The organism is Kribbella solani (assembly GCF_014205295.1).
In the GTDB taxonomy this organism is placed as follows: Bacteria; Actinomycetota; Actinomycetes; order Propionibacteriales; family Kribbellaceae; genus Kribbella; species Kribbella solani.
This window is the reverse complement of sequence record NZ_JACHNF010000001.1, coordinates 3094015-3111147: the sequence shown is the minus strand read 5'-3', so window position 1 is coordinate 3111147 and position 17133 is coordinate 3094015. Positions and strand designations below refer to the sequence as shown.

At 68.2% G+C, this 17133-nt stretch carries 12 protein-coding genes; 7 read left to right on the top strand and 5 right to left on the bottom strand.

Going from position 1 to position 17133, the window contains the following annotated elements; all coding sequences use genetic code 11:
• From HDA44_RS13875 to HDA44_RS13865, 3 genes are all read left to right on the top strand, one after another.
• The gene (locus HDA44_RS13875) at window positions 1-1959 is read left to right on the top strand and encodes a vWA domain-containing protein (protein WP_184834452.1); all 1959 of its coding nucleotides are present in this window, start codon (window positions 1-3) and stop codon (window positions 1957-1959) included.
• 382 nt (window positions 1960-2341) lie between these two features.
• Window positions 2342-5002 (top strand): pyruvate, phosphate dikinase, encoded by a 2661-nt coding sequence (gene ppdK, locus HDA44_RS13870; protein WP_184834450.1) that lies wholly within the window; start codon window positions 2342-2344, stop codon window positions 5000-5002.
• Between the two features lie 308 nt (window positions 5003-5310).
• On the top strand, window positions 5311-5589 hold the full coding sequence (locus HDA44_RS13865) for a YciI family protein (protein WP_184834448.1): 279 nt from the start codon (window positions 5311-5313) through the stop codon (window positions 5587-5589).
• A 43-nt stretch (window positions 5590-5632) separates the two neighbouring features.
• Here HDA44_RS13865 and HDA44_RS13860 read toward each other — a convergent pair whose 3' ends face one another.
• On the bottom strand, window positions 5633-6844 hold the full coding sequence (locus tag HDA44_RS13860) for a type II toxin-antitoxin system Phd/YefM family antitoxin (RefSeq protein ID WP_184834446.1): 1212 nt from the start codon (window positions 6842-6844) through the stop codon (window positions 5633-5635).
• Between the two features lie 329 nt (window positions 6845-7173).
• On the opposite strand from HDA44_RS13860, the gene HDA44_RS13855 reads away from it, so the two are divergent.
• Window positions 7174-8700 (top strand): helix-turn-helix domain-containing protein, encoded by a 1527-nt coding sequence (locus HDA44_RS13855; protein WP_184834444.1) that lies wholly within the window; start codon window positions 7174-7176, stop codon window positions 8698-8700.
• A 314-nt stretch (window positions 8701-9014) separates the two neighbouring features.
• Here HDA44_RS13855 and HDA44_RS13850 read toward each other — a convergent pair whose 3' ends face one another.
• Window positions 9015-9734, bottom strand: coding sequence for an alpha/beta hydrolase (locus HDA44_RS13850; protein WP_337905964.1), 720 nt, complete (start codon window positions 9732-9734; stop codon window positions 9015-9017).
• Between the two features lie 716 nt (window positions 9735-10450).
• Between HDA44_RS13850 and HDA44_RS13845 the strand changes: the two genes are divergently transcribed.
• Entirely contained in the window at window positions 10451-11077 is a 627-nt protein-coding gene (locus tag HDA44_RS13845) for a TetR/AcrR family transcriptional regulator (protein WP_184834442.1), read from the top strand.
• Here HDA44_RS13845 and HDA44_RS13840 read toward each other — a convergent pair.
• Both HDA44_RS13840 and HDA44_RS13835 read right to left on the bottom strand, forming a co-directional pair.
• Window positions 11051-12295 carry an MFS transporter gene (locus tag HDA44_RS13840; protein WP_184834440.1) on the bottom strand — a complete coding sequence of 415 codons (1245 nt, stop codon included), beginning with the start codon at window positions 12293-12295 and terminating at the stop codon, window positions 11051-11053. The two genes, HDA44_RS13845 and HDA44_RS13840, sit on opposite strands and share 27 nt — an antisense overlap.
• A complete protein-coding gene (locus HDA44_RS13835) occupies window positions 12292-13047 on the bottom strand; it encodes a winged helix-turn-helix domain-containing protein (protein ID WP_184834438.1) in 756 nt (251 codons plus the stop codon). Before HDA44_RS13835 ends, HDA44_RS13840 begins: the two co-directional genes overlap by 4 nt.
• Window positions 13048-13167: 120 nt before the next feature.
• Between HDA44_RS13835 and HDA44_RS13830 the strand changes: the two genes are divergently transcribed.
• Window positions 13168-13836 carry a dihydrofolate reductase family protein gene (locus tag HDA44_RS13830; protein WP_184834436.1) on the top strand — a complete coding sequence of 223 codons (669 nt, stop codon included), beginning with the start codon at window positions 13168-13170 and terminating at the stop codon, window positions 13834-13836.
• Window positions 13837-13901: 65 nt separating this feature from the next.
• Window positions 13902-15143: a deoxyguanosinetriphosphate triphosphohydrolase gene (locus HDA44_RS13825; protein ID WP_184834434.1), complete on the top strand. Its 1242-nt coding sequence runs from the start codon at window positions 13902-13904 to the stop codon at window positions 15141-15143.
• On the opposite strand, the gene HDA44_RS13820 is transcribed toward HDA44_RS13825, so the two are convergent.
• On the bottom strand, window positions 15093-17039 hold the full coding sequence (locus HDA44_RS13820; protein WP_184834433.1) for a sialidase family protein: 1947 nt from the start codon (window positions 17037-17039) through the stop codon (window positions 15093-15095). The genes HDA44_RS13825 and HDA44_RS13820 overlap by 51 nt on opposite strands.
• Between the last annotated feature and the right edge of the window lie 94 nt (window positions 17040-17133).

Sequence of the window (17133 nt, the reverse complement as noted above, 5' to 3'; positions counted from 1 at the left end):
GTGAGTTCTATCCCGGAAGGATGGTCGTACGGGCCGTGGCACGACGGGCCCGATCCGCTGCAGGCGCCGGTGGATTTGCGGGACGCGCTGGACGAGCTCGGCCGGGACGTGATGAACGGGTCGTCGCCACGGTCCGCGCTGGAGGAACTGCTCCGGCGCGGCACCCGGAACACCCAGGGCCTGGACGACCTGACCCGCCGCTTGTGGGAGCGCCGCCGCGAGATCCAGCAGCGGCACAACCTCGACGGCACCCTGCGCGACGTCCAGCGGCTGCTCGACGAAGCCCTTGAAGCCGAGCGCCGCGAACTGTTCCCGAACCCGTCCGACGACGCCCGCTTCAAGGAGGCCGAGCTCGACGCGTTGCCTTCGGGTACGGCGGCAGCCGTACGCGAGCTGGCCAACTACCAGTGGGAGTCGTCCGAAGCACGCGCCAAGTACGAGGAGATCCGCGAGCTCCTCGGCCGGGAACTGCTCGGATCGCGATTCGAAGGGATGAAGGAGGCGCTGCAGCAAACGACGCCCGAGGACGTCGAAGCGATCAACGAGATGCTGTCCGATCTCAACGCGTTGCTCGCGGCGCACGCGCAAGGCCGGCCCGAGGTGCCGGAGCTGTTCGAAGAGTTCATGGCGAACCACGGCGAGTTCTTCCCGGAGAATCCGCGCACCGTGGACGAGCTGATCGACGTACTCGCGCAGCGGGCCGCCGCCGCGCAGCGGATGCTGAACTCGATGACTCCCGAGCAGCGTGCCGAGCTGATGGAGCTGTCCCAACAAGCGTTCGGCAGTCCGCAGCTCGCCCAGCAGATGGCTCAACTGGATGCACAGTTGCAGGCGTTGCGGCCGGGGGAGGACTGGTCCGGTTCGGAGCGGATGAGCGGTGATGATCCGCTCGGTCTCGCCGAAGGCGCGCAGGCGATGTCCGATCTGGCGGAGCTGGATGCACTCGCGGAGCAGTTGGCCCAGTCGTACCCGGGTGCACGGCTGGAGGACATCGATCTTGAGGCGCTCACCCGTCAACTCGGCGACGAGGCGACGGTCGACGCCCGGCGGCTGAGTGAGTTGGAGCGGCAACTGCGTGATCAGGGTCTGATCGAACGGGCGCCGGACGGTTCGCTGCGGTTGTCGCCGAAGGCGTTGCGGCAGCTCGGCCAGACCGCATTGGCCGACGTACTGAGGGCAGCTCGTGGTTCCGGCGAGCGTGATGCCGCCAACGCCGGCGCGGCCGGTGAGTTGAGTGGATCGTCACGCCATTGGCAGTTCGGCGATACACAGCCCTGGGATGTACCCCGGACAGTGCGCAACGCCGTACTGCGAACAGCCGGTGCGGGACGTGGTTCGGTGCGGCTCGACGTGGCGGATGTCGAGATCGCCGAGACCGAACATCGTGCTCGGGCCGCGGTCGCGCTGCTCGTGGATACGTCCTGGTCGATGGTCCAGGAAGGCCGCTGGCTGCCGATGAAGCGTACGGCGCTCGCACTGCACCAACTCATCTCGACCCGGTACCGCAACGACGCGCTTCAGCTGATCACGTTCGGCCGGTACGCCACCGCGATCGAGCTGCCGCGGTTGATCGGGATGGAGGGCACCTGGGAGCAGGGCACCAACGCGCATCACGCGCTGCTGCTCGCCGGCCGTCATCTGCGCCGGCATCCCGATGCCCAGCCGGTCGTGCTGATGGTGACCGATGGGGAGCCGACCGCGCATCTGGAGCCGGACGGGACGGCCGAGTTCTCGTACCCGCCGGAGCCGGCCACGTTGCGGAAGACGATCTTCGAGGTGGATCGGCTGGCCAAACTCGGCGCTTCGCTGACCGTGTTCCGGCTCGGCGACGATCCGCGGCTGAACGCGTTCGTCGATCTGCTCGCCCGGCGCAGCGGCGGTCGCGTGCTCGCGCCGGACGCGGACGGTCTCGGCGCAGCGGTGGTCGGCGACTACCTGCGGACCCGCCGCAAGCTCTGACAAAGAAGCAGCAGAAGCAAAGAAGAAGGAAAGAGGAAGAGCGAGGGGAGAGGGAGGGGAGAGGGAGGGAAAGAGCGAGGGAAAGAGCGAGGGGAGAGGCGCAGGAGCAGCAGGGTGTACCCGTCCTGAAGGCGGGTTACACCCTGCCGTTGCGTTTCATTCCGAAACGGCCCGAATGTCTCGCGTTGTCAACGAGGGAAGGGTTTTCCGGACCACGAGTTGTGGGGATGGTCACGTCGGCGGAGTGAGACCAGTGTTCAACTGGACTGGTTTTTGGGCTTACTCTGAAAGCACGCCCCCGCCGCCGAAGTCGATGGGCCAGCGGGTCATCTTCCCGCGCCTGCGCACCGCTTGAACACCGCCTGCAACCCAGGGAGTGACCGTGCCGAAACTCGTGTACGACTTCGCCGAAGGCAACAAGGACCTGAAGCAACTGCTCGGCGGGAAGGGGGCGAACCTGGCCGAGATGACCAATCTCGGCCTGCCGGTCCCACCCGGTTTCACCATCACCGCCGACGCCTGCCGCGCGTACTTGTCCACCGGCGACGTACCGGCCGAGCTCGCCGACGAGATCGATCATCACGTCGCGCTGCTGGAACAGAAGATGGGCAAGAAGCTTGGTCAGGCCGACGATCCGCTGCTGGTGTCGGTCCGTTCCGGCGCCGCGGTGTCGATGCCCGGCATGATGGAGACGGTGCTGAACGTCGGCCTCAACGACGACTCGGTGAACGGGCTCGCGCATCAGTCCGGCAACCCGCGGTTCGCCTGGGACGCGTACCGCCGGCTGGTGCAGATGTTCGGCAAGACCGTGCTCGGCATGGACGGCGATGTCTTCGAGGACGCGATCGAGGCAGCGAAACAGTCGAAGGGTACGCGCAACGATCTGGACCTGGACGCCGATGACCTCAAGGGACTCGTCGACACGTTCAAGCAGGCCGTGCACGACCACACCGGCCGCGAGTTCCCGCAGGACCCGCGGACCCAGCTGGACCTCGCGATCGAGGCCGTGTTCGACTCCTGGAACGCCGATCGCGCGATCCTCTACCGCCGTCAGGAGCGGATTCCGGCCGATCTGGGCACGGCGGTCAACATCTGCTCGATGGTCTTCGGCAACCTCGGCATGGACTCCGGTACCGGCGTCGCGTTCACCCGCGACCCGGCCGGCGGCCAGCCCGGCGTGTACGGCGATTACCTGCAGAACGCGCAGGGCGAGGACGTGGTCGCGGGCATCCGCAACACCGTACCGCTGGCCGACCTCGAGCAGCTCGACAAGACCTCGTACGACGACCTGATGCGCATCATGGCGACCCTCGAAGGGCACTATCGCGACCTGTGCGACATCGAGTTCACCGTCGAGCGCGGCAAGTTGTGGATGCTGCAGACCCGGGTCGGCAAACGGACCGCGGCGGCCGCGTTCCGGATCGCGACCAGTCTGATCGACGAGGGCGTGATCGACACCGGCGAGGCACTCGGCCGGGTCAAGGGCGCGCAGCTCGCGCAGCTGATGTTCCCGCGGTTCGACGCGGACGCGGACAAGGACCTGATCACCAAGGCGATCGGCGCGTCGCCGGGCGCGGCGTCGGGGCAGGTGGTGTTCACGTCGGCGGCCGCGGTCGAGGCGGCCGAGCGGGGCGAGAAGGTGATCCTGGTCCGGCGCGAGACCAACCCGGACGACCTGCACGGAATGATCGCGGCCCAGGGCATCCTGACCAGCCGCGGCGGCAAGACCTCGCACGCGGCCGTGGTCGCGCGCGGCATGGGCAAGACCTGTGTCTGTGGCGCCGAGGACCTCGACGTGAACGTTGCCAAGGGCACCATTACGGTCGGCGGTACGGTGCTCGAGGCGGGCGAACTGATCTCGATCGACGGCACCACCGGCGAGGTGTTCCGCGGTGAGGTACCGGTCGTTCCGTCGCCGGTCGTGCAGTACTTCGAGGGCACGCTCGCGCCGGACGCGGGTGACGAGCTGGTCGCGTCGGTGCATCGGCTGATCCGGTACGCGGACGACGTACGCCGGCTCGGTGTCCGTACCAACGCCGACACTGCCGACGACGCGGCGCGGGCGCGGCGGTTCGGCGCCGAGGGGATCGGGTTGTGCCGGACCGAGCACATGTTCCTCGGCCAACGGCGCGAGTCGGTCGAGCGGTTGATCCTCGCGGCCGACGACGCCGATCGCGACGCCGCGCTGGCCGAGCTGGAGCCGTTGCAGCGCGACGACTTCCTCGAACTGCTGGACGCGATGGACGGTCTGCCGGTGACGATCCGGCTGATCGACCCACCGCTGCACGAGTTCCTGCCGTCGATGGAGGAGCTCGCGGTGAAGGTCGCGGTCGCGCGCGAGCGGGGTTCGGCGTCGCACCATGACGAGAAGCTGCTCGCGGCGGTGGAGCGGCTGCACGAGCAGAACCCGATGCTCGGGTTGCGCGGCGTACGCCTCGGGCTGGTGATCCCAGGACTGTTCGCGATGCAGGTACGCGCGATCGCCACCGCGGCGCTCGAGCTCCGGCGCCGCGGCCGGGATCCGCGGCCGGAGATCATGATCCCGCTGGTCGGGGCGGTCCAGGAGCTGCACCTGGTCCGCGACGAGGTCGAGCGCGTACTGGCCGAGGTCGACGCCGGCGCGGAGATCCCGATCGGCACCATGATCGAGCTGCCGCGGGCGGCCGTGATCGCCGACCAGATCGCCGAAGCGGCCGACTTCTTCTCCTTCGGTACGAACGACCTGACCCAGACCACCTGGGGTTTCAGCCGGGACGACGTCGAAGGCGCGTTCTTCTCGCGGTACCTGGAGAAGGGGATCTTCGCGGTGTCGCCGTTCGAGTCGATCGACCGCGAGGGCGTCGGCGCGCTCGTCCGCACCGGGGTGGACCGCGGCCGGGCGACGAAACCGGGCCTCAAGCTCGGCGTCTGCGGTGAGCACGGCGGCGATCCGGACAGCATCCACTTCTTCCACGAGGTCGGACTGGACTATGTCTCGTGCTCGCCGTTCCGGATTCCGGTGGCCCGGTTGGAGGCCGGCCGGGCGGCGTTGCTGGACGAGTAGCTCGGTCCTTGACAAGTTGATCGCGTGACCGTCCGTACGGGGCGCCGGCGCCAGGATCGGTCTGCCCGGCGCGTTGATCACGGAGTGTCAACGCGATCAACTGTCAGTAGGAATTTCCTTCACCAACCTCTTGCATTGTGGTGCTCGCGCTGGCGAGAATGACCGGGCGGGAAGGGAGCTCACTCGTCGACTTTCGGGTCTGACCTGAACCAGCCGCTGTGGCGGCTCGTGACTCCCTCTCCCGCACCAAATCTCGTTTGCGCCAAGGCCGGATCCCCTTGTTTTCAAGGCCGTTGTAGGGTTCTGGCATGGCTCAATTTGTCGTGCAGCTGCGGTTCGACGTCACCCAGACCGAGCGCCGGATGGAGGTCCGGCCGGCGCATCGCGAGTACCTTGCGACCCTCAAGGCCGAGGGCCGGCTCGTCGCCGCCGGGCCGTTCACCGATCAGACCGGCGCGCTGCTCGTGTACGACGTCGCGGACGAGGCCGAACTGCGCGACATTCTCGCCAAGGACCCGTACACGCCGGCCGGGGTCTATGAGCTCGCCACCCTCGCCGAGTGGCAGCCGCTCTTCCCGTTCAGCTGACCGCGGTCGCCCAGGTCGGGCGGCCAGGTTCAGGCGCCTGGGTTCAGGCGGTTTCGAGGTTCAGGTGGTCGACGTACGCCCAGAGCCAGACGAGTGGTGCCAGTACCAGCTCGGGCTCGTCGTCCTCGTCGGCGATGAACAGCATCGAGGCCTCGCCGCGGGTGAGGTCCTCGATGACCGCCTCGCACATCTCGAGCGCTAGCTCGAACGAGAGCAGCCGCGGGCCGTCCTCCCACTGCGGCTGGGGGAGCGGCAGGACGGGCGCTTCGTCAGTGCCGTTCAGCTCGACCGACACCTTCTGCAACTCCTCGTACAAGTCGTACGAGATGAGGCCGGCCACCGGATGCCCGTCCCGGCCGATCAGGTACGGGTCGTCGGCGCCGTCGCGGAAGCTGTCCCGGATGTCCGGCATCGCTGCCCTCAGGTCGCTCCCTTCCAGGTACGGGGCCTCGTCCGGTTCGTCGACCTCCGCCTCGACGAGACCGCTGCGCATCTGGTCGAACTGGTGGAGCAGTCCGTTCAATTCGTCGTACGCGCCGCCGCCCGGGGTCTTCTGGGCGCGCGCCTCCAGGTCGCGGAGGTGCTCGATCAGGTCGTCCTCGAAGTGCAACTCGTAGCGCGGAAGGCCCGGCTCGCGGCCGGCGTTGAGCTGCGCGACCAGCTGCGTCGAGACCGGACCGATCCGCTCGGCCAGCACCTCGAGCGGCGTGGTCGGCTTCTCCTCGTCGTCGTGCGCGCAGGAGTCGTCCTCGCCCTTGCCGCTGCCCTCCAGCGCGACCAGCACCTGGAAGGCCTGGAACGCGAGCAGCGCCGCGGTCGCCATCGTGCCGTCGCCGATCAGCATCAGCGGGTTGCCGCCGGCTTCGGTGCGGCGGACGTGGTCCGGCATCAGGGTCGCGGCCTGTTCGACGTTCACCTGGCTGGCCAGCGACGACAAGCCGTGATCGGCGTCGACACCGAGCAGCTCGACCAGCCGCTCCGAGCTCATGTCGAAGTTCGACCGCAGGTAGTACCGCAGCCAGCCGGCGTCGACCGGGTTGCCGAGCAGCTCCGCGATCCGGGCCCGGAAGTCGGCCAGGTCGGCGATCGCCAGCACCACCAGCACCGGCTGGTCGCCGTCGCCGATCACCAGCGGCCGGGTGTCGCCGTTGTGGAACCCCTCGATCACCTGATGCAGACTGTCCGCGGCCGCATCCAAGGGCCACGACTCCGCTTCGAACTCGTTGACCACCGCAGCGGAGGTGTCGTCGGGCATCTGCAGTCCTCTCCGGGGCGCGGCGGGAGTTGGTGGTCAACTCTAGGGCATGCCTGGCAACTCCCCGCCTACTGCGGGGCACTCGGCACGGCACCTCGCCGCACGGGAGGAAAAGCAACGATGAACCCACATCGACGCCTTCCCTCCCGCGCGCCGAGCTACCGCGCCGAGCACCTCCTCGCTACGGCGCGGAGTTGCCAGACATACCCTAGGCAGTCGGTGTTTCAGCAGGTCAGGTGGGTCCTGAGGGCAACTCCAAGTGACATTCGCTACCCTGGAACCGGCGGGTCGGCGCAGGGGTATCTCATATGTGAGATACAGTCCGCCGCATGAGTGATGACTACCTGAGCCGGATCGGAAACCTCATCCGGGACGCCCGCAAGCATCGCGGCTGGACACAGACGCAGCTCGCGGAAGTACTGAACACCAGCCAGAGTGCGGTGAACAGGATCGAGAAGGGTCATCAGAACCTCACCCTCGAGATGCTCGCCCGGATCGGCGAGGCGCTCGACTCCGAAATTGTCTCTCTCGGTGGCGGTCCGGTCCACCTCCGCGTCGCCGGTGGCCGCCAGCTTTCCGGTTCCATCGACGTCAAGTCCAGCAAGAACGCCGGCGTCGCGCTGCTCTGCGCCTCGCTGCTGAACAAGGGCCGGACCACGCTCCGGAAGGTCGCGCGGATCGAAGAGGTCAACCGCCTGCTCGAAGTACTCAACTCGATCGGCGTGAAGACCACCTGGCTGAACGACGCCGGTGACCTCGAGATCGTGCCGCCGGCCCGGCTTGACCTCAGCTCGATGGACGCCGAGGCGGCCGGGCGTACGCGCTCCATCATCATGTTCCTGGGTCCGCTGCTGCACCGCGAGGATGCGTTCGAGCTCCCGTACGCCGGTGGTTGCGATCTGGGTACGCGGACGGTCGAGCCGCACATGACCGCGCTCCGCCCGTTCGGGCTGTCCGTGAAGGCGACCGGCGGGCAGTACCACGCGCTGGTGAACCGGACGATCACGCCGGGCAAGCCGATCGTCCTGACCGAACGCGGCGACACCGTGACCGAGAACGCGATCATGGCCGCGGCCCGGCACGACGGCGTCACCGTGATCCGGAACGCCAGCCCCAACTACATGGTCCAGGACCTCTGCTTCTACCTCGATCTGCTCGGGGTGAAGATCGACGGCATCGGTACGACGTCGCTGACCGTACACGGCAAGGCCGACATCGACGTGGACGTCGACTACGCGCCGTCCGAGGACCCGATCGAGGCGATGAGCCTGCTGACCGCGGCGATCGTCACCAAGTCCGAGCTGACCATCCGGCGGGCGCCGGTCGAGTTCCTCGAAATCGAGCTCGCGGTACTCGAGGAGATGGGTCTGGACTACGACCGCAGCCCCGAGTACCTGGCCGAGAACGGCCGCACCCGGCTGGTCGACCTCACCACCCGGCCGTCCAAGCTGCACGCGCCGATCGACAAGATCCACCCGATGCCGTTCCCGGGCCTCAACCTGGACAACCTCCCGTTCTTCGCCGCGATCGCCGCCACCGCGACCGGCCAGACGCTGATCCACGACTGGGTGTACGAGAACCGCGCGATCTACCTGACCGACCTGAACAAACTCGGCGGCCGGGTCAAACTGCTCGACCCGCACCGCGTCATGGTCGAAGGCCCGACCCACTTCTCCGGCACCGAAATGATGTGCCCACCCGCGTTACGCCCCGCCGTCGTCACCCTGATCGCAATGATGGCCGCCAAGGGCACCTCCGTACTCCGCAGCGTCTACGTCATCAACCGAGGCTACGAAGACCTGGCCGCCCGCCTGAACTCCCTAGGTGCCCAGATCGAAACCTTCCGCGACATCTGACAACAGCCAACCCAAGCCACCACTCTCGGCCGTCAACCCGAGTCACCAACGCTGGCCGTCGACGCCGGGCGGCGCTGGCCCCAACCTGGCGCGGGTGGATATCCACCCGTCTTGTGGGTTCTCCACCCGCATGTCAGTAGACAACCCTCAACAGCAGTGGAGAACCCGCCCCGCCATCCCCGCTCACACCTCCACTCCGCCGGACCGCGCGCGTCTGAATCGGCCGCCGGCTGACTGCGCCGCTCGCCGCGTCGTGCACCTGAGGGGAGCAGTTCGCGCGCAAGCGGCTGGTTGTTCTGCTGCTGGTCCGGCTCCTAGCCCGGTACCTGGTTCCGTTCTGGGTGCGGGGTCTCGGGTTGTAGCTGGTCGGCGTCCTGGAGGAAGGCGATGGCTTCGGTCATCACCGCCGGGTCCGAGAGGATCCGGCGGTGACCCAGACCGGTCGTCGGCAGGAAGTGCGCCTGCGGACCGTAGTTCCGGAGCAGGATCTGCGCCTGCCGCGGATCGACGATCTCGTCCTCGTCGTTGTGGATCACCAGCAACTCGGTCTTCCCGGTGCCGACCGAGAACCGGGTCCAGATGTCCCGATCACCATCGAAGTACCCACGCTCGATGTACCGCCGCAGCTCCCGGTTGATCCTCGGCCCCAGCCCCAGCGCCGCGCAGAACGTATCCGCGAGATACGCGAAGTCCGCGACCCCACTGATCATCACCAGCCGTTTCGCCGCGACACCTTCCCGGACCGCGTACAACGCGAACAGCACCCCGAGCGAATGCCCGACCGCCGCCTCGAACGGACCGTGCCGCTCCTCGAGCCCGCGAATGATCGCCTGATGCGTGAGGATCGACGCGACCTCACCGCCCGAGTCGCCGTGCGCGGGCGCGTCGTACGAAACCGGGCTGTACCCGAGCTCCAGCAACCGCTCGACGAACGGCGCGAACCGCGACGCCCGCGACCGCCACCCATGCACCAGCAGCACCGGCCGCGCCCCGTCACCCCAGGCGTACGTCACCACATCGTCGACAATCTCCACCCGCGCCGCCTCGTGCACCGCCTGCTCAGCCCCCCCGCACCCGCCCCCGAGCCATCGGCCGCCGCCACAACCGAAACGCGACCCACCCCCCGGCCCGCGGCGACAACAATCCGATTGCCCGCAACCCGACACTGACGAGCTTCCGCACAACATCCCCTCCCACCCGAACCAAACAATACGAACGGTCGTATTATTAGTTTCCCACCCCCACCCCGTCAACCACCCCCACACCAGCCACAACCCATCACCCCGTCAGCCACAACCCCGTCCACCCCCCGCCGGCGTCGCGGCCTCCCCGCTCACCACCGCGCCTGGCACTGCCGCCGTTTCAGGGGTTAACCACCGAGATTGCCCGTCAACACGTCGGATGCGAGGGGTGAACGGACAGGTTCGGTGGTTAACCCCTGAAATGGCGCTCGGCCAGGGGAGGGCGTGGGTGCGAGGCGGAGCGGGGAGTGGGAGTGGGCGTGGGTGTGGTGCGGGTGTGCGGATCGGGTGCGAGCGCGGGTGGGTGTACGCGTGCGGGTAGGCGTACGAGCGCGGGCGGGCGTACGAGCGCGGGTAGGGGTGCGAGCGCGGGCGGGCGTACGAGCGCGGGCGGGGGTGCGGTGGGGGTGCGGGCGGGCGTGGGAGTGGGCGTGGGCGTGGGCGTGTCGGCGTGGGGCTGGGTGTGTGGGAGTGGGAGTGGGGGGCGGGTTGGTGTTTAGGATCGGGGGGTGGAGAAGGTGGATGGGCGGTTGGTGCGGGGGGATCAGACTCGGCGGGCGGTGTTGCGGCGGGCTGTGGATGTGGCGTCGGTGGATGGGCTGGAAGGGCTTTCGATCGGGCGGCTTGCGGCGGAGCTCGGGATCAGTAAGAGCGGGGTGTTCGCGCACTTCGGGTCGAAGGAAGAGCTGCAGTTGTCGACAATCCGCGCGGCGCGGCGGATCTACGCGGACAACGTGGTGATTCCGGCGTTCGAGGTCGAGCCTGGTCTCGGGCGGGTGTGGGCGCTCGGCCAGTACTGGCTGGACTACTCGCAGCGTCGCGTCTTCCCGGGCGGCTGTTTCTTCCAGAAGGTCTCGCACGAGTACTCCGCGCGCACCGGCGCCGTACAGGAGATGCTCGCGGCCGTACACCTGGAGTGGATGGGCCTGATCGAAACCACCATCGCCGCGGCGATCGAACAGGGCGAGCTGGCCGGCGATCCGAAGCAACTCGCGTTCGACCTGAACGCGTACTACGAGGCCGCGAACCTGTCGTCGATCCTCCACAACGACGAGTCGACGTACGTGTTCGCGCGCGAGGCGGTACGCATCCGCCTGGAGTCGGCCGTACTACCGGGTGCCGCGATCCCTTGGTGAGTTGGAGGATCGTGGGTGAGTTGGAAGATCGCGGTGCCGGCGGATCGGTGACGCGAGCAGGACGAGAGCGGCGAGCGGTACGCCGGCTGTCGTGATCCACAGTGCCGGCGTGAGGCCGAGCGTCTGACCGAGTGTGCCGCCGAGCAGTGCGCCGAGCGGGATCGTGCCGTAGTTGACGAACGACGTGGTCGCGCTGAGCCGGCCGAGGAGTTCGGGCGGGCAGTACGACTGGATGAACGTGACCTTCACGACGTTGCCGCCGACGACGCCAAGGCTCACTCCGAACGCGCCGATCAGATAGAACACCGGACTCACACCGCCCAGCGGGATCAGCAACGCCAGCGTCGGCAGGCCGAGTTCGCAGAAGAGCAGCGCTCGCGCCGTGCCGAACCGCAGGGTGCGGCGGGCGACGAACGCGCCGACGACTCCGCCGCTGGAGGCCGCCGCGATCAGGGTGCCGACCGTGCCGGCGGTCAGGCCCGCTTCGCGGACCAGGAACACGACGACGATCGCCTGGTATCCCATCAGGGCAAGGTTGGAGACCGCGCCGAAGACTGTCAGCGTACGCAGCCAGACGTCGTGTACGACGAGGCGGATGCCTTCGCGGATCGCGCCGGGTGTTCGTGGGGTGCTGGTTCGGCGTTCGCGGAAGTGGATCGCGGCGAGGCAGGCGAGTGCGACCAGGAAACTGGCCGCGTCGATCAGGAGTGCGTTGGCGGCGCCAACGAATTGGACCAGTAGGCCGCCGCAGCCGAGACCGGCGATCTGCGCGGCGGAGGCGCTGCCGTGCAGTTTCGCGTTGCCTTCCGGGTGGTCGGGTGGTGCCAGCAGGGTGGGGAGGTACGCCGTGTACGCGGTTTGGAAGACGACCGATGCGGCGCCGGCGAGGAGGGCGATCGCGAGTAGGAGCTGGATTGTCAACAATCGACCGGCGGCGGCGAGGGGCACGATTGTGAACAACAGACAGGATGCGAGGCAGGATGCGAGCATGACCGGGCGCCGGCGGACCCGGTCGATCCAGGCGCCGGTCGGGAGGCCGATCAGCAGCCAGGGCGCCCAGGCGGCCGCGGTGAGCAGGCCGACCTGGAAGGTCGTTGCGTCGAGCATCGAAATCGCGACCAGTGGAAGCGCGACCGAGGAGGTGGCGCTGCCGAACCGGTTGATCGTCTCGCCGATCCAGAACAACCGGAAGTCGCGATGCGCCCGAAGCAGATTCATCGGCGCCGCGGAAACGCCTGCACCTGAACGATAACCCGCTCCGCCCGCCCAGCCTGTGCAGCCGCCCCGGTGTCCTCCGCCGGCTCGGCCCGCCCGGCCTGCGAGGTGAGTTCGGTCGGCTCGGTGCGATCAGCCTGGTCGATGCGATCACCCCGCTCCGCCTGATCGCGCCGCTCCGCCTGATCGCGCCGCTCCGCCTGATCGTGCCGCTCCGACTGATCGCGCCGCTCGGCCCGATCGCCCTGCTCGGGCGTGGGTGGGTTGGTGGTTTCGGGGGTGGTGTAGCGGTCTATTACCGCGGCTAGTTCTTCGTTCAGGGTGGTTAGTTGGGCTGGGGTCAGGTGGAGGTTGCGCCAGTCGGAGAGGCCGGCTGCTTGTTGCCATTCGGCGGGCCAGTCCTCGTCCAGGTACGTGCGGACGCGGGTGTAGTACCGGTCGACGAGATCGCGCAGGTACACGTCGAGGGCGCGCCTGGTCTCCGGGTCGTCGAGGAACTCGGACGGGTCGAGCACGGTCTGGCGGTGGGGCAGCCGCCACCAGCGTTCGCGTTTGGTGCCGCGATCGGGGTCCTCTTCGAGGTAGTCGTGCTCGGCGAGCAGACGCAGGTGCCAGCTGATTGTGCCGGTGTTCTCGCCGAGCCGCGCCGCCAGCGTGCTCGACGTGGCCGGCCCGTCGAGCTCGATCGCCTCCAGGATGCGCATCCGCAGCGGGTGTGCCAGCCCGCGCAAACTCCGTGCATCGATCCGTCGCATGAATGCAGAGTAATCGCTGCAAAGGAGTCTCTGCAAGTGTTCCAGCTGTTGGGCAAGGACAGTTCGCCCGGAGGTTCGCGGCCGCGGGAACTGTCGGTGGGCGTGGCTAGGTTGCGGGGTATGCGGCCTCATGTGGTGGCTCAGGTGGCGGTTTCGGTGGATGGCGTGGGGGTGGGGTTCGAGGTTGATGTCGCGCGGTTCTATGCGCTGGCGACGCTGTGGCAGGAAGACGTGACGTTGATGGGTGCGGACACGGTGCTCGCCCAGGAACGGTCGCTGGCTGGTGTCGCGCGGCAGGAGGGGCCGCCGGTCGGTGCCGCGTCGCCGGGAGCGCGGGAGGAAGGCGGGGCGTATGGGCGGGGTGTGCGGGCGGAAGGGCCGTTGCTGGCGGTGGTGGATGGGCGGGGGAGGGTTCGTAGTTGGGAGGCGTTGCGGGAGCTCGGGTACTGGTCGGGCGTGCTCGCGTTGTACGCCGACCAGACGCCGGCACGTCCACCGGATGCCAGTACGCGTGAGCTGGTCACCGGCTACGACCAGGTCGACCTGACTGAAGTACTAGAGGTGCTAGGACGCCGCGGCGTGCGTACGGTGCGCGTGGACTCGGCGGGTGCCCTGTTGCGGGCGTGTCTTGAGCTCGGCCTGGTTGACGAGCTCGCGCTGCTGGTGCACCCAGTGATCGTTGGTTCCGGGCAAAGATGGTGTGGCGGTACGCAACTTGAGCTGCGCCACGTCGGGACCGAGGTGTTCGCGGACGGTGTGCTCTGGATGCGGTATTGCGTGGGCGCCTGAGTTCCCGGACCGTTCAGCCGCGAGGCGACGAAAACTGTCGGTGGGCGTGGTTAGTGTGAGCTGTGATGAGGAAGCAGCACAAAGGGTATGACGAGCATGATGCCGAGCGCTGGGTCGCGGAGCCGGTCAAACGGCCGGGGCGGACCGCGTTCGCGCGTGACCGGGCGCGGGTGCTGCACAGCGCGGCGCTGCGCCGGCTGGCGGCGAAGACCCAGGTGGTCACGGCCGGCAGCGACGACTTCGTCCGGAACCGGTTGACCCACAGCCTCGAGGTCGCGCAGATCGGGCGCGAGCTCGCGGCGACGCTCGGCTGCGATCCGGACATCGTGGACGCTGCCTGCCTGTCGCACGATCTCGGGCATCCGCCGTTCGGCCACAACGGTGAGCGCGCGCTCGATCAGGTCGCGGCGGACATCGGCGGTTTCGAGGGCAACGCGCAGACCCTGCGGCTACTGACTCGGCTGGAGTCGAAGACGTTCGATGCCGACGGCCGCAGCGTCGGGCTGAACCTGAGCCGCGCGACCCTGGACGCCGCGACCAAGTACCCGTGGCCGCGGCGCGAGGGCGAGCGGAAGTTCGGCGTGTACGACGATGATCTCGCCGTCTTCACCTGGTTGCGTGCGGGCGTGGGGGAGCGGCGCTGCCTGGAAGCGCAGGTGATGGACTTCGCCGACGACGTCGCGTACTCGGTGCACGACGTCGAGGACGCGATCGTCGCCCATCACCTGGATCTCGCCGCGGTGCAGGCGGACCGCGCGCCGTACTGGGACACCGTCCGGCGGATGTATTTGCCCGAGGCAACCGATACGGAGCTGGACGAGGGCTGGGCGCGGCTGCGCGGGCTGAACTACTGGCCGGCGGCCGGCTTCGACGACAGCCGGCGGGCGCTCGGCGGGCTGAAGGACCTGACCAGCCAGCTGATCGGCCGGTTCGCCACCGGTGCCGAGCAGGCGACGCATGCCGCCTTCGGCCGGTCCCGCCTGATCCGGTACGAGGCCGATCTGATCGTCCCGGATGGCATTCGCGTCGAGATCGGCCTGCTCAAGGGCATCGGCATGTTCCACGTACTCAACTCACCGGAACGCCAGGCCCGCCGCGCGGTGCAACGCGAGCTGCTCACCGAGCTGATCGAAGCCCTGTGGAAAAGCGCCCCGCGTGATCTCGACGTCCCGTTCCGATCCGACTTCGCGGCGGCGGCCGACGACAACGCGCGGCTGCGCGTCATCGTCGACCAGGTCGCCTCGCTGACCGATCCGTCAGCCCAGGCCTGGCACGCTCACCTGGTTCAGGGGCAGGTCGAGCCCTAGCTTCGAACGGATCGGCTTGTTCGTCTCGCGGATCGCGGTCAGTTCCGCGTCCGTGAGCGCCCGGCGGTAGACGCGCACCTCGTCGACCGTGCCCTGGAACCGGTTCGCGCCGTCGACTCGCTGACCGACCTGGATGCCCTGGACACCGAACTCCTTGCCGGCCGTGACCGATCCGGGTGGTGCGGTCGCGGAGCCGACCTCGGTGCCGTCGATCAGCAAGCGGAGCTTGCCGTTCGCGCGTTGCAGTACGACGTGATGCCACGCGTCGTCGTTGTACGCCGAAGCCGACTGCACTGTCACATTGAACCGGTCAACCGACAGCAACGCCCTGATCCGGTTGCTCTCGGGTTCCGCCCGCAACCACACCTGCGGCGTACTGCCCGACCCGGTCCGGTACGCCCAGAGGATCGCCCGCGAACCGGTCTTCGCGCCGTACTTGATCCACGTCATCATCGTGAAGTCGTCCGCGCCGAGGTCGATCGACCGGTCGAACGGCACCTCGACGTAGTCGTCCACGCCGTCGAGCGCGAGCCCGTTCCCGAACTTGCCGGCGGCAACGGTCGCGCCGCCGCGTACGTACGCCGGGTTGTGCGCTGGGCCCACATCCGCCGTCCGGGGACCAGGTGCGGGCGGGCCGGGAACGCCCGGTGGCGTACCGTTCGGCGTCGACAGATACGCCTCGTTGAAGCGCGCCCAGCGGATCGACTCGTACGGGTTCGCGACGCCGGCCTCGTACAGTAACCCGGCCTGATCGCCGTCCAGCCGGACCAGGTCCGAGTACGCGGAAGGTCCCCAGTAGAAGACCTTTCCTTGCTGCCAGGTGCCGAAGGATCGCGCCTCGTCGTACGACGACCGCACCGTCATCACCTCACGCGCGGCCGGATGGGCCGGCGCGGAGAACAGGATGCGGTTCCGGTTGCCGCCTTCGTTTCGCGCGCTGAATCGGAGCAGCGAGCCCTGGACGTCCGGCATCACCAGTCGCGGGATCGTCCGGAACGGCGCGTCGAAGGTGGCGCCGCCGTCGCTGCTGATCGCGTACGCGCGGTTGCCTGGATCGGTTCCGCGTTCGCGGGCGAGCGCGTAGATCCGTCCGTCGGTCAGCTCGACCACGGTGACTTCCTGCGCGATCACCTTGCCGTCGTCGCGGGACGTGGTCGCGCCGATGTGCCAGGTTTCGCCGGCGTCGTCGGAGTACAGCAGGTGCGTGCCGTACACGTGCGGTCCGGCACCGTCGTACGTCTCGAAGCTGGCGCCGACGATCAGCCGGCCGGCGTGCGGGCCGTGCTGGAGCTGGATGCCGTGCATCGGACCGGTCGCGTACCAGAAGTTCCAGCTCGGCAGTTTCGCGTCGGTCAGTTCGCGCGGCGCGGTCCAGGTGGTGGCGTTGTCGTCGCTGGTCTGTACGTACGGGTCGCGGTCGCAGCCGTTCGTACACGGCTCCGGGCCGTTGTGCGTGGTGACCAGGACGATTCGGCCTGTCTTATTGTCAACAATCGGCACGGGGTTGCCGTGGGTGCTGCCGTTGCCTTTGGAAACGACCTGTAGTGGTCCGAAGGTCTTGCCGCCGTCGGACGACCGGCGCAGCACGATGTCGATGTCGCCGTCGTCGCCGCAGTCCGCGACCCGGCCCTCGGCGAACGCGAGCACCTCGCCGTCGGTCGCGTGCACGACGGCCGGGATGCGGAAACACGCATACCCGTTGGTCTTCTGCTGGAACAGCACGCTGTCCTCGACGAACGGCGCGGCTCCAGCGGCGGCGGCCGGGCCGGCGGCCTGCTCGACGGCTGGATCGGTGGCTTGATCGTTGGCTTGGGCGGTAGGTGTCACAGGGGCGGCGAGGCTTCCGAGCACCAGTAGGGCGGCGGCCGCGAGACGGCCTGGTGTGAGTACGCGCATGACTCTCCTGGAGAAGACATAGGACGTATTATGTCTTCGACAAATTAGTCATCCGCGTCGCCGACGGCAAGGGTTCGCGGAGGACTAAGGTCGG